This is a genomic window from Chromobacterium sp. CV08 (assembly GCF_051129845.1).
Lineage (GTDB): Bacteria > Pseudomonadota > Gammaproteobacteria > Burkholderiales > Chromobacteriaceae > Chromobacterium.
Genome location: NZ_CP150453.1, coordinates 2,624,138 through 2,644,288, shown reverse-complemented (window position 1 = coordinate 2,644,288; position 20,151 = coordinate 2,624,138). Strand labels below are relative to the sequence as shown.

The 20,151-nt window shown below is 62.5% G+C and carries 20 protein-coding genes; 10 read left to right on the top strand and 10 right to left on the bottom strand.

All coding sequences use genetic code 11. From position 1 onward, the window contains the following. Window positions 1–41: 41 nt before the first annotated feature. On the top strand, window positions 42–656 hold the full coding sequence (locus WNM05_RS12400; protein ID WP_434627024.1) for a TetR family transcriptional regulator: 615 nt from the start codon (window positions 42–44) through the stop codon (window positions 654–656). Window positions 657–665: 9 nt separating this feature from the next. Here WNM05_RS12400 and WNM05_RS12395 read toward each other — a convergent pair whose 3' ends face one another. Continuing rightward, window positions 666–1,496 (bottom strand): metal-dependent hydrolase, encoded by an 831-nt coding sequence (locus WNM05_RS12395; protein WP_434627023.1) that lies wholly within the window; start codon window positions 1,494–1,496, stop codon window positions 666–668. 377 nt (window positions 1,497–1,873) lie between these two features. Between WNM05_RS12395 and WNM05_RS12390 the strand changes: the two genes are divergently transcribed. The 4 genes from WNM05_RS12390 (at window position 1,874) to WNM05_RS12375 (ending at window position 5,370) form a co-directional block, all read left to right on the top strand. Further along, window positions 1,874–3,202 (top strand): hypothetical protein, encoded by a 1,329-nt coding sequence (locus WNM05_RS12390; protein ID WP_434627021.1) that lies wholly within the window; start codon window positions 1,874–1,876, stop codon window positions 3,200–3,202. A gap of 67 nt (window positions 3,203–3,269) precedes the next feature. Beyond that, complete coding sequence (locus WNM05_RS12385) at window positions 3,270–3,530, top strand: hypothetical protein (protein ID WP_434627019.1); 261 nt, start codon at window positions 3,270–3,272, stop codon at window positions 3,528–3,530. Between the two features lie 36 nt (window positions 3,531–3,566). After that, window positions 3,567–4,475 (top strand): hypothetical protein, encoded by a 909-nt coding sequence (locus tag WNM05_RS12380; RefSeq protein WP_434627017.1) that lies wholly within the window; start codon window positions 3,567–3,569, stop codon window positions 4,473–4,475. A 214-nt stretch (window positions 4,476–4,689) separates the two neighbouring features. Next, entirely contained in the window at window positions 4,690–5,370 is a 681-nt protein-coding gene (locus WNM05_RS12375) for a winged helix-turn-helix domain-containing protein (protein WP_434627015.1), read from the top strand. Between the two features lie 695 nt (window positions 5,371–6,065). Here WNM05_RS12375 and WNM05_RS12370 read toward each other — a convergent pair. The 4 genes from WNM05_RS12370 to WNM05_RS12355 all read right to left on the bottom strand — a co-directional run bounded on the left by WNM05_RS12370 (window position 6,066) and on the right by WNM05_RS12355 (window position 10,563). Next, a complete protein-coding gene (locus WNM05_RS12370; RefSeq protein ID WP_434627013.1) occupies window positions 6,066–7,673 on the bottom strand; it encodes a GMC family oxidoreductase N-terminal domain-containing protein in 1,608 nt (535 codons plus the stop codon). Continuing rightward, entirely contained in the window at window positions 7,670–8,182 is a 513-nt protein-coding gene (locus WNM05_RS12365) for a twin-arginine translocation signal domain-containing protein (RefSeq protein WP_434627011.1), read from the bottom strand. The genes WNM05_RS12370 and WNM05_RS12365 overlap by 4 nt, the downstream gene beginning before the upstream one ends. 1 nt (window position 8,183) lies before the next feature. Beyond that, complete coding sequence (locus WNM05_RS12360; RefSeq protein WP_434627009.1) at window positions 8,184–9,614, bottom strand: coniferyl aldehyde dehydrogenase; 1,431 nt, start codon at window positions 9,612–9,614, stop codon at window positions 8,184–8,186. A gap of 118 nt (window positions 9,615–9,732) precedes the next feature. After that, window positions 9,733–10,563 (bottom strand): cupin domain-containing protein, encoded by an 831-nt coding sequence (locus WNM05_RS12355; RefSeq protein ID WP_434627007.1) that lies wholly within the window; start codon window positions 10,561–10,563, stop codon window positions 9,733–9,735. A 133-nt stretch (window positions 10,564–10,696) separates the two neighbouring features. Here WNM05_RS12355 and WNM05_RS12350 point away from each other — a divergent pair, with 133 nt between their 5' ends. The 5 genes from WNM05_RS12350 to WNM05_RS12330 all read left to right on the top strand — a co-directional run bounded on the left by WNM05_RS12350 (window position 10,697) and on the right by WNM05_RS12330 (window position 14,427). Beyond that, window positions 10,697–11,122: an organic hydroperoxide resistance protein gene (locus tag WNM05_RS12350; RefSeq protein WP_434627005.1), complete on the top strand. Its 426-nt coding sequence runs from the start codon at window positions 10,697–10,699 to the stop codon at window positions 11,120–11,122. Window positions 11,123–11,148: 26 nt separating this feature from the next. After that, the gene (locus WNM05_RS12345; protein WP_434627003.1) at window positions 11,149–12,162 is read left to right on the top strand and encodes an alpha/beta hydrolase; all 1,014 of its coding nucleotides are present in this window, start codon (window positions 11,149–11,151) and stop codon (window positions 12,160–12,162) included. A gap of 132 nt (window positions 12,163–12,294) precedes the next feature. Beyond that, window positions 12,295–13,485, top strand: a complete 1,191-nt coding sequence (locus tag WNM05_RS12340) for a vWA domain-containing protein (RefSeq protein ID WP_434627001.1) — start codon at window positions 12,295–12,297, stop codon at window positions 13,483–13,485. 123 nt (window positions 13,486–13,608) lie between these two features. Next, window positions 13,609–13,746: a hypothetical protein gene (locus tag WNM05_RS12335; RefSeq protein WP_434626999.1), complete on the top strand. Its 138-nt coding sequence runs from the start codon at window positions 13,609–13,611 to the stop codon at window positions 13,744–13,746. Window positions 13,747–13,947: 201 nt separating this feature from the next. After that, window positions 13,948–14,427, top strand: a complete 480-nt coding sequence (locus tag WNM05_RS12330) for a hypothetical protein (protein ID WP_434626997.1) — start codon at window positions 13,948–13,950, stop codon at window positions 14,425–14,427. Window positions 14,428–14,502: 75 nt separating this feature from the next. Here the strand turns inward: WNM05_RS12330 and WNM05_RS12325 are convergent, their stop codons facing one another. The 5 genes from WNM05_RS12325 to ribH all read right to left on the bottom strand — a co-directional run bounded on the left by WNM05_RS12325 (window position 14,503) and on the right by ribH (window position 20,124). After that, window positions 14,503–17,355: a DNA translocase FtsK gene (locus WNM05_RS12325; protein WP_434626995.1), complete on the bottom strand. Its 2,853-nt coding sequence runs from the start codon at window positions 17,353–17,355 to the stop codon at window positions 14,503–14,505. Between the two features lie 281 nt (window positions 17,356–17,636). Further along, window positions 17,637–18,143, bottom strand: a complete 507-nt coding sequence (locus WNM05_RS12320; RefSeq protein ID WP_434626993.1) for a phosphatidylglycerophosphatase A family protein — start codon at window positions 18,141–18,143, stop codon at window positions 17,637–17,639. Next, window positions 18,127–19,077 (bottom strand): thiamine-phosphate kinase, encoded by a 951-nt coding sequence (gene thiL, locus WNM05_RS12315; protein ID WP_434626991.1) that lies wholly within the window; start codon window positions 19,075–19,077, stop codon window positions 18,127–18,129. Before thiL ends, WNM05_RS12320 begins: the two co-directional genes overlap by 17 nt. Window positions 19,078–19,134: 57 nt before the next feature. Then, a complete protein-coding gene (gene nusB, locus WNM05_RS12310; protein ID WP_434626989.1) occupies window positions 19,135–19,584 on the bottom strand; it encodes a transcription antitermination factor NusB in 450 nt (149 codons plus the stop codon). Window positions 19,585–19,656: 72 nt separating this feature from the next. After that, the gene (gene ribH, locus WNM05_RS12305) at window positions 19,657–20,124 is read right to left on the bottom strand and encodes a 6,7-dimethyl-8-ribityllumazine synthase (RefSeq protein ID WP_434626987.1); all 468 of its coding nucleotides are present in this window, start codon (window positions 20,122–20,124) and stop codon (window positions 19,657–19,659) included. Between the last annotated feature and the right edge of the window lie 27 nt (window positions 20,125–20,151).

The following is a 20,151-nucleotide window of genomic DNA, read 5'->3' as shown; positions in this document are numbered from 1 at the left end:
CAGCACAATGCGGTCGACAGCAAATCAGGAATGGAAACGATATGGCCCGCAAGACCAAGGAAGACTCGCAGAAAACCCGGGATGCGATTCTGGACGGCGCCGAACGGGTCTTTCTCGCCAATGGCGTGGCCAATGCGACGATGGCGGAAATCGCCGACGCCGCCGGCGTGTCGCGCGGCGCGGTATACGGCCACTACGATAACAAGCTGCAGGTGTGCCAGGCGATGATAGACCGGGCTTTCGCGTTGGACGCCTTGCGCTTCCCCGCCCCGCGCGAATCGGCCTGCGAGACGCTGTTGGAAGTGGGCTGCTACTATCTGGCGCAGTTTCTGGAGCCTGGCTCGCCTCAGCGGGTCAGCCAGATACTGTATCTGAAGTGCGAACAGGTGGCGGAAAACCGCAGCGTGCTGCGCCGGCGCGAGATGATGGACAGGCTGACGATGCTCTACGTTCGCCGCCAGCTGCGCCGGGCCGTCGCTATCGGCGAATTGCCGTCGACGCTGGACGCGGCGCTGACAGCCGACTACCTGGTCTGCCTGTTCACCGGCCTGTACGATCTGCTCGAGCAAGGGCCGGCCGCCCTGCTCCGATGCCAGCGCATTCTCCGAGGCGCGCTGCAGGGCCTGCCCCACGCCGCCAGCCTACGGCATGGCTGAAAGCAGGCTCTAAAAGGTTTTGGACATCAGGAAGCCGGCTCCGAACCACAATCCGACCACCATCAGCGGCTCGGCCATTTTGGCGCTCAACAGCATCAGCGGCGCACGGAAACGCGTCCTCACCGGCCAAAGCAAAGGGATGCCGGCGGGCGTCAGCCAGTCGCCGACCAGATGCGAGGCGTAGCCGACGCAAATGCCCAGCACCAGCGGCATCGCGTGTCCCAGCTTGATGCCCCAGCCGTGCAGGCAGGCCGCGCAGGCATAGAACACCCCGATCACGGCCAGCAGACTGTGGGTGATGCCGCGATGCCCGAACAAATAGGCCACCGGTCCGGAAACGAATGGAATGCGCCGGCCCAGCCAGCTCTTCGGATGATCGATGTCCGGCAACAAGGAGCCGGCCAGCCCGCCGGCAAGCAGCACAAGCGCCGCGGCCGCCGGCAAGTGCAGCCACAACGCGGCCGACACCGCGCAAAACGCGCCAAACGCGATATGCGTCGCCACCATCATCCTGCCACCCTGCCGCTTTCTCTTGCAACCATCGTAATATTCCCCGCGGCATATTGTTGTCCGACGCGCAGCCGCTCCCGCCGCGGGCAGCCTCGTGCCGGCCGCTTGACGGGGCCGCCATGCTACTGCATGCGGCGCGCCGGCGCAAAACTTGCCGTCAATCCAATTGAAAACGCGCTCCATCGTACGCCGGCGGCGGAACGCAGCCTTGCTGACGGTCGTCAGCGCCGGACAGGCACAGACAGCCGGTACGGCGATTGGTGCCGCGGGAAATGATGAAGTCTTGTTGCCGCGCGGGAAGCCCGGCCGGCAGCCGACCATCGCGATCATCCGCCCCCCCCTGACTTCCGGTGCCCGTTTCCATTGCCGAATCGACTTCGACTTCTGCTGATTTCGAATCCGACGCAACAACGGCGCCGCCCCCCGGCAATCCTGTTCAAATCAGATTTGGATAAGGGATCGGCAAGACCGGGTCATTGAGCAATACGCGCAATAACAACCGACACCCATCAGGAATCAATCAAGTAATAACTGCGGAGCGGGCTGCTGAAATCATTACCCGATCCAATACCTGACAAGCATCTGAAATTATCAAAAAAATTCCTCATTATTTATCAATTACCCTCCTTGATGGCCACCCAGCCAGCTTACTAGAGTTGCGATGTACGCATGGTTGTCAACTTAATCAAAGCCAAAGGGAGGCCATCATGAGGGAAAGCCTGTCGCGGACAGTGATTGCTCTATTAATGCTGTTCATGGTCGCTTGTGGTGACGGCGCTTGCAGATCAGTTGACCGAAGCAGATTGGCAATCATGCCGATAAAGCTGGAGTCGGGGTCAATCATGCACTCAGCTTACCGCTATCAACCTGGCCGCTCCTGGATCACTGAAAACAGCAAACACAGCGACAGGATGACATTGCGCCCCATAGTGCCGCGCGTGGCGGAAACATTCCTTCCATATCAGAACGACATTCATTTTCCCGCTGCCGAAAAGCCGGCACCAGGCAGTTTGATGGTTGATGCTTCGAAAATGATCGCGGGGATGCATTCGGTCGACGTGCAGGCCTCGGCCTGGGGAATGCCTCCTGTCACGACCATCGCAGGATCCGGCATTGCAGGCTATCGTGATGGCTATTCAAGAATTGCACAATTCTTCTATCCGATCTCGATAGCCACTGACTCCAACAACAATGTATACGTTGCTGATTTCTGGAATCATAAAATAAGAAAAATCAACAATACCACAAAGCTGGTCACTACGATTGCCGGCCGTGAAGCAAGTCTTTACTTCCCAGGCGGCGTCGCAGTCAACAGAAAAGGCGATGTTTATATCGCCGATAGCTTTAACAATAAAATCAAAAAGGCTTCTGCTGATGGGTCCATTACAACAATCGCAGGAGATGATGCGGCAGGCTATCTGGATGGCAAGGGAAGTCAAGCGAGATTTTATATACCAATGGGTATTGCCGTGGGCGTGGATGGTTCAATTTACGTGGCCGACAGCGGCAATAACTTGATCAGAAAAATTACCGAAGACGGCACGGTCACCACCGTCTCGGGATCCAGTGCCGGCTTTGCGGATGGCAGTTTAAGAAAGGCAAAGTTTTATTATCCGTCAGGCGTGGCCATCGATGCTGAAACCGGGTTGATATATGTAATAGACAGCCGTAACAATCGCATAAGAAAGCTGAATATCAACAATAATACTGTTTCAACCCTGGCCGGAAGCGGAGCCGTAGGTGCCCGCGATGGGAAAGCTAGCATCGCAAGCTTCAATTTTTATGGATATTACACAACAGGTATCGTGGTCGGTTTTGATGGAGAGGTATATGTGGCCGATAGTTACAATCAAAAAATCAGGAGAATCGATCCAGGAGGAAACGTCACAACATTGTCAGGATCCACCTATGGACTTGAAGACGGATCCGCCGCAGCTGCGAGATATGCTTACCCAACAGGACTGGCAATGGGACGTAATGGCTGTTTGTTTGTGGCTGATTTTTACAACCATGCAATCAGGAGGATATCAAAATAGGATAATGCACACCGTGAATGCACATGACCAGCACTCTACTCTCGTTCAAATTGATAAGGAATCGAAAATGTCTACTCTGGATGAAATCAAGCGTCGGCTATCTGCCGGCGAGGGAATTGAAAATATGCATACCTCTATGAATGTTGTATTGGATGCCACGCAGTTCCTGATGGGGAAAGCAGGTCTTGCCAGCTTCAATCAAGCCTTTAGCAATGCATGGTCCAGCACGGGGGACGTTTTGGAGGCCACGCCATCGTCGTCTCTCATCAAAAATATGGGATATCGATCTTTGACCGATTTGCTTGATCAGAATACCAGTCAACAATGAGTCATCCCGATACCCCAGCCATATGGAGGCTTTGTCATGATTAATAACAATGCACCTCATATCGCACTGGACATCAAGCCCAGGAGGCTGATTACAGCGAAAGAGATTTTGGCAATCGGAGTCAGTGATGCCATTCTCGCCTCGCCGGCCTTGGCCGACAGTGGATACCAACCAAACTGGATATCGATCAATGACGTTGAGTTCGGCGCGCTGCAGGGTACCGAGCCGATTCCGATAAGCTGGCAGGCATATCTGAAAGCCGGCACACCTGCAATTGTGGAGGAGTATACGACTCTGCACTCCGATCCGATATTGCTCAGCAATCGGGTGTACACGAATCTTTCAGGCGTTGGAAAACATTTTGCCGATTCGATTCAATTTTCCATTTTCAACAAAATCTCATGGAATGTCATTACCGGCATCGAGTACGCCGGCTCATACTCCATTGCCCCGGCCATTGCCGAAACCGCAGCAACAAGACAGGAAACCGTCAACCCCAAATGCGATGATTATGAATATCGCGACGAATTTTCCGGTTCCACAACTACGACTTTGGAAACTCAGGCCGCAGCCATGGGCAAGGTTCATATTGACCCATCCCTGGGAGGAGAGACCTCCATGGAAGTCCGGGCGGATGCCGAGATATCGGGCGAGATTCCGGCCAACTCATCAGTGAGAGTGATGGCGGTGCAAAAACGGCAGGTGACAAAATATTTGTACATCGTGCCTTACTCTTTCGAAGGCTATGTGACGGTGGAGTACCCGGAGAAGGTCTACCCTCAGGTGCCGCCGCAAAAATCAGGCAGCCCCCACACTCATATGGTTGCCCGTGATATCGGAAAGCTGGGCCTGGGAACATTCCGCGACATGGTCGAGGTCAATGTCGAATCAACGCTTGATGTCGAATACTATTGCTTCCCGGCTGAACCTCTGCAGTTTGGATGATGATTATTTTCATTTAAAGTAGTACATATCTATTTTTTAGCTTAAATGCACATTCCAAATGGTTTGTGCATTTATTTTGCATTTTACATGCGACTCGTTCTTCATGATTGACGTGTGTATGGAATAAGCTCCAGATAAAATTAAAGTTTTACTATAAACAGATGATGGGTATGATTGAAGAACTACAAAAAAAGCATCATTGGAGACGGCTGTCATGGACTACAAGTTAGGAGAAGGCGCAGTTTCATTTTTTTACAATCAAAGCTTGCTAGAGTCTGAAAATGGGGAGAAGGCTGAGTTAAGAAGGGCGGAATGCGAATTATTGCATTGCTTGCTGAATGGAATTACCGACAAGAAAGAGATTATTTCGACCGTATGGCCGGATACCGTAGTGGGGAATGGCAGTTATAACAAGACCATCTTTGATTTGCGCTCTCAGCTGAAACAGGTCGGATTGGATGCCCCACTGATCAAGACAGTGCCACGCAAGGCCTGTTATTATGTCGGAAATTTTGAACCGCTGAATTTGAAAAAAGTGATGAGTGACGGCGGAACTCGCTACGATGCAAGCCCTTCAAGCAAGAGCTTGGTATTAAAACTCAAACATGCCAACCTGCTGTCACATATAGCTTTAATTGTCTCAAGTTGCGCCCTGGGTATCGCAGCTTCTTTTCTTTCAGTCAGCACCTACGATACCTCCACTAAAAAAATAGAAGGAAAAACCACTACCATACACATCAAAGGTGCCCTATCAAAAATAGACCTTGAATCACTTGAAAAGGCAAAGGCCGCTTCCCGAGTTTATGCATACTCAGAAAGTGGCCGAGCAGTTTTTTTTATCTGCTCAAAAAGCTATGAGGCTTGGAAATGCATAAATCAAGAAAAGTTGCAATAAAAGTTGCAATGTATTTTCTGAGTTTTTATGCTGTTTTCTTCCTCTGCGACTATCTGCTGGTATCTAGACTGGAGTGTTCGGGGGATTTCAGGAGCATGCGGTTTGATGCGGTTTACCAATCAGAGCCCATCTATTTGAGCGGAAAATTCTACTTTAATGAAGTGGTCGGACGATTTATATTTTATGGCGAATCAAACCGGGGCGATAGGGTGCGGCGCGACATCGCATTTAATCCTTCAATCAATCTATTTGGAAAAATCTCCACGATAGATATAAAAAATATCGACACAATGGAGTCCAATCCGGAAGGATCGCTTCCCGATCATTACTATCTCTCACCCAGACAAACGGTCAGTTTTTCCATAGATCGATTTCCCAATGATGTTTATTTAATCAAAATCCATGACAGAGTTAGACTCTTCGCGCAATGCAGGCGAATTTAAAATCGAAGACAAAGCTGATATCGATTGACAAGCGGTTTTAGACCCGCTAACAAAACCCCTGATCCTGCGTTGCGCCTCCTTGTCGTACTACTTGTACTGCCTGCGTCGGCGCGCCTTGGCTCAGGTACGCTGCGCGGTTTTGTTAGCGGCTCTTATCACTACCGCCGAAAGGGACAAAGCGCGCCCCTCCGCCGGCCCTGCTCCGGCCCAAACGGCGCCATCGGAACCGGCAGTCGGCCGGCGCATGCGCCGCTAGCCTGCGGTCAGGCGCGCGGCCAATGCCGACGCGGCTCGCCAGGCGAAGGCATAGATGGACAGTTGCGGATTGGCGCCGACGCTGGTGGGGAATATCGAGCCGTCGACCACCGTCAGGTTGCGCCACAACCAATGCCTTCCCCATTCGTCGACGACCCCGCGCGCGGGGTCGTCTCCCATCGCCATGCCCCCCATGACATGGGCGCTCACCAGCTTGGCGCGCAGCGCCTGCAACGGTAAGTCCTCTATCATCGCGCGCGCCTCCGCCCAGGAGGACGTCGGCTCGGCGCCGGTATGCAGGGGCAGCACCCGCTTGGCGCCGGCGGCAAACTGCAGTTCCGCCATCGCCAGCCAGCCTCGGCGAACGCCGTCCCACACGACATCGTTGAGCGGATAATCCAGCAGCGGCGAACCATCGCTGCGCAAACCGACTTCCCCTCCCTGGCTATCCGGGTGAAAGCCGTCCCGCAACAAGGCCAGGCTTGCATGGAGATGCGGCAGCCGCCCCAGCAGCTCCGCCTGCGCCGCGCCGAAGCCCGGAAAAGTCACGCCGGCGAGCAAGGGATGGATCGGGGGCACTTCCAGTTTGAAGCCCAATGGTCCGTCCAGCGACTGGGTATGCATGAAGTGGTCGGAATAGACGGTTTGCGGTGCACCGTTATACGGTTCGATCAATTCCGGCATCAACGCGGCGGACAGGGCCACCGGGTGCAGGAAGGTGCGCTTGCCGGTCAGCCCGGCGCTGTCGGACAGGCCGCTGCGCAGCATGATGGCCGGCGATCCGATGGCGCCGGCGGCCAGCACCACGTGGCCGGCCCTGACCGTCAATTTGCGGCCGGACGGCGTCAGGCCGTCGGCGGCAAGCAGGCTGCCGCGCAGGCTGACGATGCGCTTGTCCGCCTGGTCGCCTTGGAGCCGCTCCACCCGCACCCGGGTAAGCAGGCGCGCGCCCCGCTCCAGCGCGGCCGGGATGCAGGTCACCAGCATCGATTGCTTGGCGTTGGTCGGACAGCCCATGCCGCAGTAGCCCAGGTTCCAGCAGCCTCGGACATTGCGGCTGATCCGCGCGTGGCGCAGCCCCAGCGCTTGGCAGCCGCGCTCCAGCACCAGGTTGTTGGGATTGGGTACGCCCTGCCACGGCGCGATCCCCAGTCTTTGCTCGGCCTTCTCGAACCAGGGACGCATCGTCTCTGGCGTCAGCGTCGCCAGGCCATAGCTTTCCTGCCACCAGCGCAGCGTGTCCGGCGGCGTGCGGAAAGCGCTGGTCCAGTTGACCGTGGTGCCGCCGCCTACGGTGCGTCCCTGCAAAATGGAAATGCCCTTGTCGGCGGTCTGCCGGGACGCCGATTCCTGGTACAGCTCGGGATAGGCACGGGCTTCGTTCAGACGAAAATCGCCCGAGCTGTACAGCCCGCCCTCCTCGACGATCAATACATCCAGCCCGGCCGCGCTGAGCACCTCGGCGGCGATGCCTCCGCCGGCCCCGCTGCCGACGATGACCACGTCGGCATTCCAGTCCAGATCCTGAATCTGGCGCGAACCGTCGAACACCTTCCAGCCGGAGGCCAGGCCGGCGCGCAGCGGATCGGGAATCTTGCCGCTCAAGGCAGCATCTCCATCACGCCGGCCGGCAGGCGATAGCCGATGGCCGCCCAACTGGCCGGGTTGCCATACCAGGCGGCGCCTATCAGCTGGTGCAGCGCCTGGTAGGCGCTGCGCTGCAGCAAGAAGCGGCTGTCCCGCCAGCGTTGCAGAAAGCCTGCCAGCTCGCCCGGCTCCGCCCGCCGCCACGTCGATCTGATTCCGGCCAGCCAGCGCCGCGCCCAGCGGTTGCCGAGCAGGTCGAACAGCTGGCGCACTTCCTGGCGGACCGCCGGCGGCAAGCCGGCCACAGCGAGATCGACGCCGTCGATCACCTGCGCCAACGGCAGATCGTTCCGCCCCAGTATCGCGGGGGCCAACGCGGCGACGATCTCGGCGTCGCGCGGCTGCAGCCAGCGCCACCGGCCGTCGGCCGGCGCCGGATCGGCCGCCGGCATGGCGCCGTAAGCGGCCAGCAGCAAGGCCGCGCCGCCCAGCGCGCCTGCCTGCAGGAATCGGCGGCGGCTGGGCATGTCAGCGGCGCAGCATCAGCTTGAGCAGCCATTCGACGGCGCCGCCGTATGGCGGGCGGGTCAGCCAGGTGCCGGACAGGCGGCTCTGGCGGAACACCGGCTTCAGCTTGGAGAAGGTCAGAAAGCCCTCACGGCCATGGTAATGCCCCATGCCGGACGGACCGACGCCGCCGAAGGGCAGATCCTCCTGCACCACGTGCAGCAACGTGTCGTTGACGCTGACGCCGCCGGATACGGTCTCCTTCAGCACCCGCTCGATGCGCAGCGCGTCGTCGTCGAACAGATACAGCGCCAGCGGCCTCGGCCGGGCATTGATATAGGCCAGCGCCTCGTCGAATTTGTCATAGCTGACCACCGGCAGGATGGGGCCGAAGATTTCCTCGCGCATCAAGGCGCAATCGTCCGGACAGTCCTGCACCAGCGTCAGCGCCATTTTGCGGGCAGCCGCCGGATCCTCGCCGGCCGGATTCAGCTCCTCTACCCTGGCTCCGGCCTGCCGCGCGCCGTCTAACCACTGCCGCAGCCGCTGATAGTGGCGATCGTTGACGATGGCGGTGTAGTCGGGGTTGCCGGCCAGCGTCGGATAGGCGCGCCGGGCCGCTGCGCGGATTTCGTCAAGCAGCAGGCTGCGGTCCTTGTCGTTGACCAGCAGATAGTCCGGCGCCACGCAGGTCTGGCCGGCGTTCATCATCTTGCCGGCGACGATGGCTTCGGCGGCGCGCCGGAGGTTGGCGCCGCGCGCCACCAGCGCCGGCGACTTGCCGCCCAGCTCCAGCGTCACCGGCGTCAGGTTCTCCGCGGCGGCGCGCATCACGTGGCGGCCAACGGCGGTGGAGCCGGTGAACAGCAGGTGGTCGAACGGCAGGCGGGTGAAGGCCTGGGCCAGCTCCGGGCCGCCGTTGACTACGGTCAGCAGGTCGTCGCCGAAATGTCGCGCCGCCAGTTGCGCCAGCAAGGCGCCGGTTGCCGGCGTGTATTCGGACATCTTGACCATTACCCGGTTGCCCGCCGCCAGCGCGGCGACGATGGGCCCGAATGACAGAAACAGCGGATAATTCCACGGCACCACCACGCCGACGACGCCCAGCGGCTGAGGCAGCACGCTGGCGCCGGCCGGCTGGAACCATATCGACACCCCGCGCCGCTGCGGCCGCATCCAGCGATTCAGATGGCGGCGCGCGTGGCGGACCGCCTCCAGCGACGGAAACAGCTCGGCCAGCCGCGTTTCCACGCTGCTGCGCTGGCCGAAGTCCAGGCTGACCGCGTCCACCAGCGCCTGGCGATTTTCCTGGAGCAGGCGTTCCAGCGCGTTCAGCCAGGACCTGCGGGTCTCGGCCGTGGGGTAAGGCGCGGCGCGCGAAGCGGTCCTCAGCCTGGAAAACGACTCCAGCAGCGCGCTTTCCTCCGCGGTGGGCATCTTGATGGCGTCCATGATGTTATCCTTATTTATCGAAGCCAAATATTAGAGCCGGGGCTCTAGGCAAGATTAGCATCAGCCCGCCCCACTGTCACCATGCCCGGATGTCATGCCGCCGGCCCGCCTGGCGGCTTCAATCGATGTCGCGGCGCTGCCGCCATTGCCGCGGCGTCGCTCCGCACTGCGCCTTGAACGCCCGCGACAACGCGGCCTCGCTGCCGTATCCGACCTCTTCCGCGATCATCTTCAGGCTCCGCCCCCTGCCCAGGGCCTGTTGCGCCAGCCTGACCCGCCAGCCTTGCAGATAAGCGCCCGGCGTGCAGCCGACGACTTCGCGGAAGACGCCGGCGAACACGCTGCGCGACATCCCGGCGCTATCGGCCAGCGCCTCCAGCGTCCACGCCCTGCCCGCTTGCTCGTGCATCATCGTCAGCGCGTGTCTCAGCTTCGGGTGCGACAGGCCGGCCAGCATGCCGCCTCGAAGCTGCCCGGCCTCCAGCAGATGGCGCAGCAGCCGGACCAGCACGACTTCGAACAGCCTGTCGACGACGGCCTCCCTGCCGCAGTTGTCGCCAAAAGCCTCGTCGAACAATAGCGTCAGCACCTGCTCCATGCCTGCGATGTCTGCCAGCGGCAGACAGACGACTTCCGGCAGCGCCGCCGCGATCGGATGCTCCACGCCGCCGTCGAACAGCAACTCGGCGCATGCCAGCTCGGCCTGCCGTTCGGGATCCACCATAAAACGGCGGGGCAAGGGCCGCGGATAGAACAGCAGGCTGGGGACATTCACATTCAACGCGGGCGTCCGTCCCGGATGGACGACCTCCATTGCCCCGGCCCTGAGCAGGTGCAGCTGGCCGCCGGCGCCGGGCGTGGAAAAGTCGGTGACGCCGCACAGCGCGCCGGAATGGAACATCCGCGCCCGGACCGGAAAGCGGTGCAGCAGCGTGTCCAGGCGATTCACGCACGCATCGGCCATAAAAATACTCTCTATCAAATTTTCAGGATTTTATGAATCTTATCGTATTCGAAGCCGGCATACAGTTGTCGTCGCCAAACGGCCCGACTGAAACCCGCCAAACCACAAGGAGCACAATATGGCTATCGAAAAAATCCTGTACCGCACCGAGGCCACCGTCGCAGGCGGTCGCGAAGGACGCGCCGAATCGCCGGACGGCGCGCTGAATCTCCAACTGTCCAACCCGCGCGAACTGGGAGGCGCCGGCGGTCCCGGCACCAACCCAGAGCAGCTGTTCGCCGCGGGCTACGCCGCCTGCTTCCTCGGCTCGCTGCGCTTCGTCGCCGCCAGGCAGAAGCGGACCCTGCCGGCCGGGGCCAGCGCGACCGGCGTGGTCGGCATCGGCACCATCGCCAGCGGCTTCGCCATCGAAGTGGAGCTGCGGATCAGCCTGCCCGGCCTGTCGGACGATGAGGCGCGGGACTGGATAGCGCAGGCCCACATCGTCTGCCCCTACTCCCACGCCACCCGCGGCAATATCGACGTGCGCCTGCTCCTGGTTTGAACCAACTAGAGACCGAAAGGAATGCCATGAAACCGAAACGCCATATCGCCGCGGCCTCGTTCGCCGTCCTGCTTGCCGGATCCGCTGCGGCTGCCGGCAGCCCCGGCATCGAAGGCCGCACCCAGGCCTTTCTCGACGCCTTGGCCGGCAGCGGCGGCCCGGCGCTGGAGACGCTGGAGCCGGCCGCCGCTCGGCAGGTGCTGACCGGCGCGCAGCAGGGCGTCAAGCTGCCGCCGGCCGACATCAGCGGCAAGCTGATCGAAGTCGACGGCAAGCCGCTGAAGCTGACGATAGTCCGCCCGGCCGGCGCCAAGGGCGTTCTGCCGGCCTTCATGTTCTTCCACGGCGGAGGGTGGATACTCGGCGACTACCCGACCCATGAGCGCCTGGTGCGCGACCTGGTCGTCGAGTCCGGCGCGGCGGCGGTATTCATCAATTACACGCCGTCGCCGGAAGCCCGCTACCCGGTGGCGATCAAGCAGGCCTATGCCGCGACCCGATGGGTGGCGGAGAACGGCGCGCAAATCGGAGTGGACGGTCGCCGCCTGGCGGTGGCCGGCAACAGCGTGGGCGGCAATATGGCGGCGGTGGTCGCCCTGATGGCCAAGGACAACGGCGGTCCCAAGCTGCGCGCCCAGGTACTGCTGTGGCCGGTGACCGACGCCGATTTCGACGATGCGTCCTATCGGGAGTTCGCCGACGGCCATTTCCTGACCCGGGCGATGATGAAGTGGTTCTGGAACGCCTACGCCCCGGATCCGGCGCTGCGGCGGGATATCTACGCCTCGCCGCTGCAGGCGACGGCGCGGCAGCTGCGGGACTTGCCGCCGGCCCTGGTGCAGACCGCGGAAAAGGATGTGCTGCGCGACGAGGGCGAAGCCTATGCCCGCAAGCTGGACGCCGCCGGCGTCAGCGTGGTGGCCACCCGCTATAACGGGATGATCCACGACTTCGGCCTGCTGAACGCCTTGTCCGGACTGCCGGCCACGCGCGCCGCTCTGCGCCAGGCGGGCGAAGAACTGAGGTTCCGCCTGCGCTGAGGCATCGCGCCATGCCGGGCCGTCGTCCCGGCATGGCGCGCCGGCGACGAATGGCTGCCCGGCCATGCCAGGACATAGTATGATGCGCGGCAAGATGCTTGTTGTCCCGAACCCTAGCCCGTCCTGTCCATCATGTTGATCGATTTCTTCTACGCGCTGCGCGCCGCCGGCCTGCCGGTCACCCTGAAAGAATTCCTGCTGTTGCTGGAGGCGCTGCAGCGCAATGTCGCCTTCGGCAATCTGGACGAATTCTATTATCTGGCGCGTACGGCGCTGGTGAAGGACGAAAAGTACTTCGATCGCTTCGACCAGGTGTTCGGCCATCATTTCAAGGGCCTGGAGCTGGCGCTGGACGACCTGCAGCGCGCGATTCCCGAGGAATGGCTGCGCAAGCAGGCGGAGAAATATCTGAGCGACGAGGAGAAGCGGCAGCTTCAGGCTCTGGGCTGGGACAAGCTGATGGAAACGCTGCGCCAGCGGCTGGACGAGCAGAAGGAAAGACATCAGGGCGGCAACCGCTGGATAGGCACCGGCGGCACCAGCCCGTTCGGCGCCTGGGGCTACAATCCGGAGGGCGTCCGCATCGGCCAGGACCGTTCGCGCCACCGCCGGGCGGTGAAAGTGTGGGACCAGCGCGAGTTCCGCAATTTCGACGACAAGACCGAGCTGAACACCCGCAATATCAAACTGGCGCTGCGCCGGCTGCGCGAATTCGCCCGCGACGGCGCCGAGGACATCCTCGATCTGGACGCCACCATCGCCGCCACCGCGCGCAAGGCCGGCATGCTGGACCTGAAGATGCAGCGCGAGCTGCACAACAGCGCCAAGGTGCTTGTGCTGTTCGATGTCGGCGGCTCGATGGACGACCATATCCGCGCCTGCGAGGAGCTGTTCTCCGCGGTGAAGACCGAATTCAAGCACCTGGAGTACTTCTACTTCCACAACTGCGTGTACGAATCGGTGTGGAAGGACAATGCCCGCCGCCACAGCCAGCGCTTTCCCACCTGGGACCTGATCCACACCTTCGGCCGCGACTACAAGCTGATCTTCGTCGGCGACGCCAGCATGAGTCCGTACGAGATCGCCTACCCCGGCGGCAGCGTCGAGCACATGAACGAGGAGTCCGGCGAAGTCTGGTTGAGGCGGCTGCTCGAGCATTTCAAGCACGCGGTATGGCTGAACCCTTTGGCCGAGGAATACTGGAGCCATACCCAGTCGGTGGGCATGATACGCCAACTGATGGCGCAACGGATGCGGCCGATGACGCTGGCCGGACTGGACCTCGCGATGCGCGATTTGAAAAAAACTGCCGCGCCGGCTTGAAAAATTAACGTAGTCACACAATTTTCTGCTTGAGTCGCAGGCAGGTTGTAGCCCAGAATGGAATTCAGGGGCCGCAGCACAAATCCGAAATCGGCCTCAGCTTCAGCCACGGGGAGTCATACCATGCAAATCCTTCTTTTCGCCGCCCTCATCGTCGCGGTGGTCGCAGTCGCCAAATTGCTGGCTACCCCGGTACAACAGCAAGCCAAACTGGTGCCGATCCGGATCCGGAGCGACGAGACGCAACGCCGCCGCCGTTGATCGGACCGCAGCAGGCAAAGCGCGCCCCCGGGCGCGTTTTTTTATTGCCGGCGTCCGCCGGCGGCGGCCTGCCTTAACACTTTATTCACCATTGCAAAACAAACACATCATTATTATCGCAATTGAAACATTGGCGATACCCATTCTCACTAGAATGACCCACGCAACAGAACAACATCATTATTCTACAAGGGTCATCAAATGAAGAAACTCGCTTTGGCCGCCTGTCTGCTGGGCGTTTCGTTCTCGGCGCTCGCCGACGCCAAATCCGACTGTCGCGCCGCCGCCGGCAGCTATCTGACCGGCACCGTGGTAAGCGGACCAAGCTTCGCCTCCGGCCAGATGCTGAACGGCGTCGAACTGTCCCACACCCACGTCTCGCTGCAAGCCGACCAGGACGGCCGCACCTACGACGTGGCGATGGATAATGTGTACGCATCCGGCTACGATTCGGCCGGCGAAAGCGTGCCCTACCCGTTGAACACCATCCAGCCGGGCGACCGCCTGCAGCTGTGCGGCCAGCGTTATACCAGCGGCGTCGGCATCCACTGGGTGCACATCAACTGCGGCGTCAAACCCAGCAGCCGCCAGCCCAACGGCTGGACCAAGAAGATCAACAGCGACGGCTCCGTCAGCGGCAACTACGAGTCCAATACCGAATACTGCCAGCTGTGGCCGTAAGCCTCGTCCAGCGCCCCGGATGAAGAAAGCGCGCCGAAAGGCGCGCTTTTCATTGCGGGCGATGCGGGAGCCGCGCTAGAAATCGCGCTGCGGCACCAGCACCGTGCGGTTGCCGTTGCTTTCCATCGCGCTGACGATGCCGGCGGCCTCCATCTCCTCGATCAGCCGCGCGGCGCGGTTGTAACCTATGCGCAGATGGCGCTGCACGCCGGAGATCGACGGCTTGCGGGTACGCAGCACGATTTCCACCGCCTCGTCGTACAGCGGATCGCTCTCAGTCGCCGCCTGCGCCTTGGTCGTGGCGTCCGCGGAAGCGTCGTCGGCTTCGCTCTCGCCGGTCAGCAAGCCTTCCACATAGTCCGGCTCGCCGAACTGCTTCAGATGCTCGACCACCGCGTGGACCTCGTCGTCGGTGACGAAGGCGCCGTGCACGCGCTGCGGATAGCCTGTGCCCGGCGGCAGGTAGAGCATGTCGCCCTGGCCCAGCAGGCTTTCGGCTCCCATCTGGTCCAGGATGGTGCGGCTGTCTATCTTGCTGGACACCTGGAAGGCGATACGGGTCGGGATATTGGCCTTGATCAGGCCGGTGATCACATCCACCGACGGCCGCTGCGTCGCCAGGATCAGGTGGATGCCGGCGGCGCGGGCCTTCTGCGCCAAACGGGCGATCAGCTCCTCTATCTTCTTGCCGGCCACCATCATCAGGTCGGCGAATTCGTCCACCACCACCACGATGAAGGGCAGCTTGTCCAAGGGCTCCGGCGTTTCCGGCGTCAGGCTGAACGGATTGACGATGCGCTGGCCGCGCTCGGCGGCCTCGCACACCTTCTGGTTGTAGCCGGCCAGATTGCGCACCCCCAGCGCGCTCATCAGCCGGTAACGGCGCTCCATCTCGCCGACGCACCAGTTCAGCGCGTTGGCGGCCAGCTTCATGTCGGTGACCACAGGCGCCAGCAGATGCGGGATGTCGTTGTAGACCGACAGCTCCAGCATCTTCGGATCGATCATGATGAAACGGACTTCGTCCGGCGTCGCCTTGTACAGCAGCGACAATATCATCGCGTTGACGCCGACCGACTTGCCGGAACCGGTGGTGCCGGCCACCAACAGGTGCGGAGCCTTGGCCAGATCGGTCACCACCGGCTCGCCGGTGATGTCCTTGCCCAGCGCCATCGTCAGCCGCGACGCCGAGTCGCGAAAGACGTCGGCGGAGAAGATTTCCGACAGCCTGATCATCTGCCGCTTCGGATTCGGCAACTCCAGGCCCATGCAGGTCTTGCCCGGTATCGTCTCGACGACCCGGATCGAGGCCAGTCCCAGCGCGCGCGACAGGTCCTTCATCAGGTTCACCACCTGGTTGCCGCGCACGCCGACCGCCGGCTCGACCTCGTAGCGGGTGATCACCGGACCCGCGTAGGCGTCCACCACGCTGACCTTGACCTTGAATTCGGCGCATTTCTCCTCGATCACGATGCCGCGCTCGATCAGTTCGTCCTGGTTGCAGACCTCCATCGCCGCATCGGCGGGATTCAGCAAGTCCAGACCGGGAAGCATGGAGTCGTCGTAATCGACGCGCGTAGGCGGCGTTTCGGCATCGGCATCGATCGTAGCCGCGACCGTCGGCGGGACGGGCTCCTGCGGCGCCGGCGACGCGGCCGGCGCATCCATCAACACCCAAGGCAGCGGACTGGCGGCCAGCTTTTCCGCGGTCGCCGCCAGTGTCGGCGCCGGCTCCTGCAGCACCGTCTGCTGGACGATGGCCGGCTTGGCGTCCTGCTGCTGAACCAATACGTCGCGCGTCTGCGGCCAGCGCCATGGCGTGCGGACGGCGGGCGGCTCGGCTTCCGGCTGAGTCGCCGGCGCGTCCGCCTCGACTTCGACTTTCGCCTCGACTTTCGCCTCGACTTTCGCCTCGACTTCGACTTCCGCTTCGGCGACAACCTCGATCGGAGACGGGAGTTCGGGCAAGGAGTCGACCGCCGCCGGCTCAGGCTCGCCTATACCGGGCCACGACTCGACGCTTTCGGCGCTTGCGTGGCACGCCTCTGCGACGGTCTTCTCCGGCGGCAGCGGCGCCGACGCTTCAAACTCGACGGCCAGGTTTTCGGCCAGCGGGATGCCCACCGGCTCGACGATGATCTCGGCTATCGGCGCCGCCGGCGGTTCGGCGGGCCCCGGGTTCGCCGCCTGCGGCGGACGCGGCAGTTCGACGACAGGCAGCGGCCTGACGGGTTCGGGCCGGGCCGCCGGCTTGGCGCGCGGAATCGGAACCAGCTCCACGGGGGGCAGCGGCGCCGGCGCGGAAGAGGCCGCGCGGCGATGGGCGTGCAGGCTGGCGATCTTGGCGCGCACCTCGTGGCTGCCGATCACCGGCAACTCGCCGCCGCGGTCCTTATCGGTTTCGGCACCGCGCGCGTGCTGCCGGCGGCGGTAGTCCTGCTTCAGATTGTCCTGCATCTCCGACAGGCCTATCACCGGCAGGTCGTCGCGCTCGGCGACGCGCGGCAACGGACGCGCTTTCTTGCGGTAGTCGCGCGACAGCTCCAGCGTCGGCAACACGGCCGGCGGATCCCGCCGCGCGGCCGGCTGCCGCGGCGGCAGCACGATGGTTTCGCGCGCCGGCTCGGCGGCCGTCTCGCTGCGCGCGGGGCGTACCGCCGGCGGGACCGCCTCCGGCTCCGGCGCGGTCGGCGCCGCGGGCGGGGATTCGATCTCGGCGGCCTCGGCCGCCACCGCGGTTTCCGCATCGGCCGCAGCCGCCTCTCGCGGCTCGTCGGCGAAGTAATCGGGCTCGTAACGCTCGGCCCGGCCCTCGACGCCGAGCATGCGGTCCAGCTTCTGCGTCAGCATCGGCAAGGACAGCTTTCCGCTCTTGATCAACCAGCCGGCCAGCGCCAGCAGCGGCAACAGTAGGACTACAAACCACACAGTCGAAAACCCCGAATTCTAGCCGCCCGCCGTCGCCGCGGGCGCGTTTTGGTCGATGGCGGCGAGATGCGCGCACGCATCCATCAAGCCGCCTGTCACTTTTATCGTCGAATTGTAACGACTTTGCCGTTGCCCGGCAGGCCGATTTGCGTTGGCGCCGGTTTACGATCCTTTACGGCATCTCGCGGAAAACCGCCCGCCGCAGCGTCGCGCACCGCAAGAGACGTTCGACAAAGCCATGCACCGGCAAGAGCGCCCCGAAGGGCCGCCCGAACAGGCTCTTACAGCCAGCGCCAGATCAGCGCTTGCGCCGCCAGCGCGAACAGCGCGGCGATCACGTCGTCCACCATCACGCCGAAACCGCCGCCTACGCGCTGGTCGAACCAGCGTATCGGCCACGGCTTGACGATGTCGAACAGGCGGAACAGCGCGAAGGCCAGGATCCAGCCGGCCCAGCCGGCCGGCGCGAAAGCCAGCACCAGCAGCATGCCGACGATCTCGTCCCAGACGATGCCGCCGTAGTCGTGCACGCCCAAGGCCTTGCCGGTGACCTCGCATACGTATACGCCGAGCAGGAACAGCGGCAGGCACAGCGCCGTCAGCATCCAGCCGGAAACGCCCAGCGCCTGCAAGGGGAAGAACAACGGGTAGGCCACCAGCGTGCCCCAGGTGCCCGGCGCCTTCCTCATCAGGCCGCTGCCGAAACCGAAGGCCAGCAGATGCTCGGGCCGGCTCAGCAGAAAGCGCCAGTTCGGCGCCGGTTTCGGAGTCTCAGCCGAAATGGTCATAACCTTCCTTGTGCAATTTTACGGTTTGGCCGGCGGCGTCCAGCAGGCGGCCGCCCTGCCCGTCCAGCACGCGTCCGATGCGGGTGGCGCGGCAGCCGCAGGCCGCGGCGGCGGCCTCGATGCGGTCTCGCTTCGCCGTCGGCGCGGTAAACACCAGTTCATAATCGTCGCCGCCGGCGGCCAGGCAGTCCAGGTATGCCAGTCTGTCGGCCTCCAGCAGCGGATGCGACGGCAGGCTGTCTGCCCAGACTTCGCCGGCGACGCCGGAGGCGCTCAGGATGTGGCCGAGATCGGCCATCAATCCGTCGGACACGTCGGCGGCGGCATGGGCCAGCGGCAGCAGCGCCGCGCCCAGCGCCAGCCGCGGCTCCGGATACTCCAGTTTGTGTCTGGCCGCGGCCAGCAGTTCCGCATCGTTTACATTCAGCCATCCCAGGCGATGGCGCACCGCCAGCGCGCCCAGACCCAATTCGCCGGACACCCAGATATCGTCGCCGGCCCTGGCGGCGCCGCGCCGCAAGGCTCGGCCGGACGGCGCCTCCCCCATTATCGTGACCGACAGCGTCAGCGGGCCGCCGGTGGTGTCCCCGCCTATCAGTTCGACGCCGTGCGCGTCGGCCAGCGCGAAAAAGCCGGCGGCGAACTCCGCCACCCAGGCCTCGTCGGCGCGCGGCAGCGCGATGGCCAGCAGCGCCCAGCGCGGCGTCGCGCCCATCGCCGCCATATCGGAGAGATTGACGGCCAGCGTCTTATGGCCGAGCGCGCGCGGCGCGACGTCGGCGAAGAAATGGCGTCCCTCGACCAGCATGTCGGCCGACACGTGCAGATCATGGCCGGGCCGTGTCCGCACGATGGCGGCGTCGTCGCCGACGCCCAGCAGCGCCGACGGCGCGGCACGCTGGAAGTAACGGCCTATCAGTTCGAATTCCTTCATGGCCCCTCACGCAAAAACACCCGCCGGCGGCGGGTGTGATCGAACGGCGGCGCCGGCTCAGTCCTGCTTGCGGCGCTGCTTCTGCGCCAGCACTTCGTCGCCGCGCACTTCGGCGGCCAGCTTGTCCAGCACGCCGTTGACGAATTTGTGGCCGTCGGTGCCGCCGAAGGTCTTGGTGATCTCGATGGCCTCGTTGATGATCACCGGGTACGGCGTTTCCGGGCTCTGCGTCAGTTCCAGCGCGGCCATCAGCAGCACGGCGCGCTCGACCGGGCTGACCTCGTCCTCGGCGCGCTCGTAATAGCGGCCGATCTGGACGGACAGCGTGCCCACGTCCTTCAGCACGCCGTACAGGATGTTGCGGAACAGCGCTTCGTCGGCCTTGGCGAAGTATTCGTTCTCGCGCAGGTGCTTTTCAATCAGCGAAGCCGGACGGTCCGGATTCAGCTCCCATTCGTAAATGCCTTGCACGGCGAATTCACGGGCGCGGCGGCGGGCGGTTTTCATGTTGGCGATTCCTTGAAAAGAGCAAGGGAAGCGGCGATGGCGCGCGCTTCCCGTCTATGGCGGCGGGCCGGATCAGCCGCGCAGCGCCTTGTGCAGATTGGCCATCTCCACCGCGACGCGGGCGGCGTCGCCGCCCTTCTCCTGCATGCGGACTTCCGCCTGCTCGTCGTTCTCGGTGGTCAGGATGGCGTTGGCTACCGGAATGTCGAAGTCCAGCCCGACGCGGGTGACGCCGGCGCCGGATTCGTTCGATACCAGCTCGAAATGATAGGTTTCGCCGCGGATCACCGCGCCCAGCGCGACCAGCGCGTCGAAACGGCCGGTCTTGGCCATGGTCTGCAGCACCAGCGGCACCTCCAGCGCGCCCGGCACGGTGGCCAGCGTCACGTCGGCGGCGGCCACGCCCAGCCGGCTCAGTTCGGCCAGGCAGGCGTCGCGCAGGCCGTGGCATACCGGGGTGTTGAAGCGCGCCATCGCGATGCCGATTTTCAGGCCCTGACCGGACAGGTTGGGTTCGATACGCTGGATGGTTTCAAGCATGGGAGTCCTCGCGGCGAAAACACTAAG

What these genes read in the sequence shown, in the direction of transcription:
- WNM05_RS12320 (WP_434626993.1), bottom strand. Translation starts at nt 18,143, where the DNA reads ATGACCATTTCGGCTGAGACTCCGAAACCGGCGCCGAACTGGCGCTTT.
- WNM05_RS12340 (WP_434627001.1), top strand. Translation starts at nt 12,295, where the DNA reads ATGTTGATCGATTTCTTCTACGCGCTGCGCGCCGCCGGCCTGCCGGTC.
- WNM05_RS12400 (WP_434627024.1), top strand. Translation starts at nt 42, where the DNA reads ATGGCCCGCAAGACCAAGGAAGACTCGCAGAAAACCCGGGATGCGATT.
- WNM05_RS12350 (WP_434627005.1), top strand. Translation starts at nt 10,697, where the DNA reads ATGGCTATCGAAAAAATCCTGTACCGCACCGAGGCCACCGTCGCAGGC.
- ribH (WP_434626987.1), bottom strand. Translation starts at nt 20,124, where the DNA reads ATGCTTGAAACCATCCAGCGTATCGAACCCAACCTGTCCGGTCAGGGC.
- WNM05_RS12345 (WP_434627003.1), top strand. Translation starts at nt 11,149, where the DNA reads ATGAAACCGAAACGCCATATCGCCGCGGCCTCGTTCGCCGTCCTGCTT.
- WNM05_RS12395 (WP_434627023.1), bottom strand. Translation starts at nt 1,496, where the DNA reads ATGATCGCGATGGTCGGCTGCCGGCCGGGCTTCCCGCGCGGCAACAAG.
- WNM05_RS12380 (WP_434627017.1), top strand. Translation starts at nt 3,567, where the DNA reads ATGATTAATAACAATGCACCTCATATCGCACTGGACATCAAGCCCAGG.
- WNM05_RS12390 (WP_434627021.1), top strand. Translation starts at nt 1,874, where the DNA reads ATGAGGGAAAGCCTGTCGCGGACAGTGATTGCTCTATTAATGCTGTTC.
- WNM05_RS12330 (WP_434626997.1), top strand. Translation starts at nt 13,948, where the DNA reads ATGAAGAAACTCGCTTTGGCCGCCTGTCTGCTGGGCGTTTCGTTCTCG.
- WNM05_RS12375 (WP_434627015.1), top strand. Translation starts at nt 4,690, where the DNA reads ATGGACTACAAGTTAGGAGAAGGCGCAGTTTCATTTTTTTACAATCAA.
- thiL (WP_434626991.1), bottom strand. Translation starts at nt 19,077, where the DNA reads ATGAAGGAATTCGAACTGATAGGCCGTTACTTCCAGCGTGCCGCGCCG.
- WNM05_RS12360 (WP_434627009.1), bottom strand. Translation starts at nt 9,614, where the DNA reads ATGGACGCCATCAAGATGCCCACCGCGGAGGAAAGCGCGCTGCTGGAG.
- WNM05_RS12335 (WP_434626999.1), top strand. Translation starts at nt 13,609, where the DNA reads ATGCAAATCCTTCTTTTCGCCGCCCTCATCGTCGCGGTGGTCGCAGTC.
- nusB (WP_434626989.1), bottom strand. Translation starts at nt 19,584, where the DNA reads ATGAAAACCGCCCGCCGCCGCGCCCGTGAATTCGCCGTGCAAGGCATT.
- WNM05_RS12365 (WP_434627011.1), bottom strand. Translation starts at nt 8,182, where the DNA reads ATGCCCAGCCGCCGCCGATTCCTGCAGGCAGGCGCGCTGGGCGGCGCG.
- WNM05_RS12385 (WP_434627019.1), top strand. Translation starts at nt 3,270, where the DNA reads ATGTCTACTCTGGATGAAATCAAGCGTCGGCTATCTGCCGGCGAGGGA.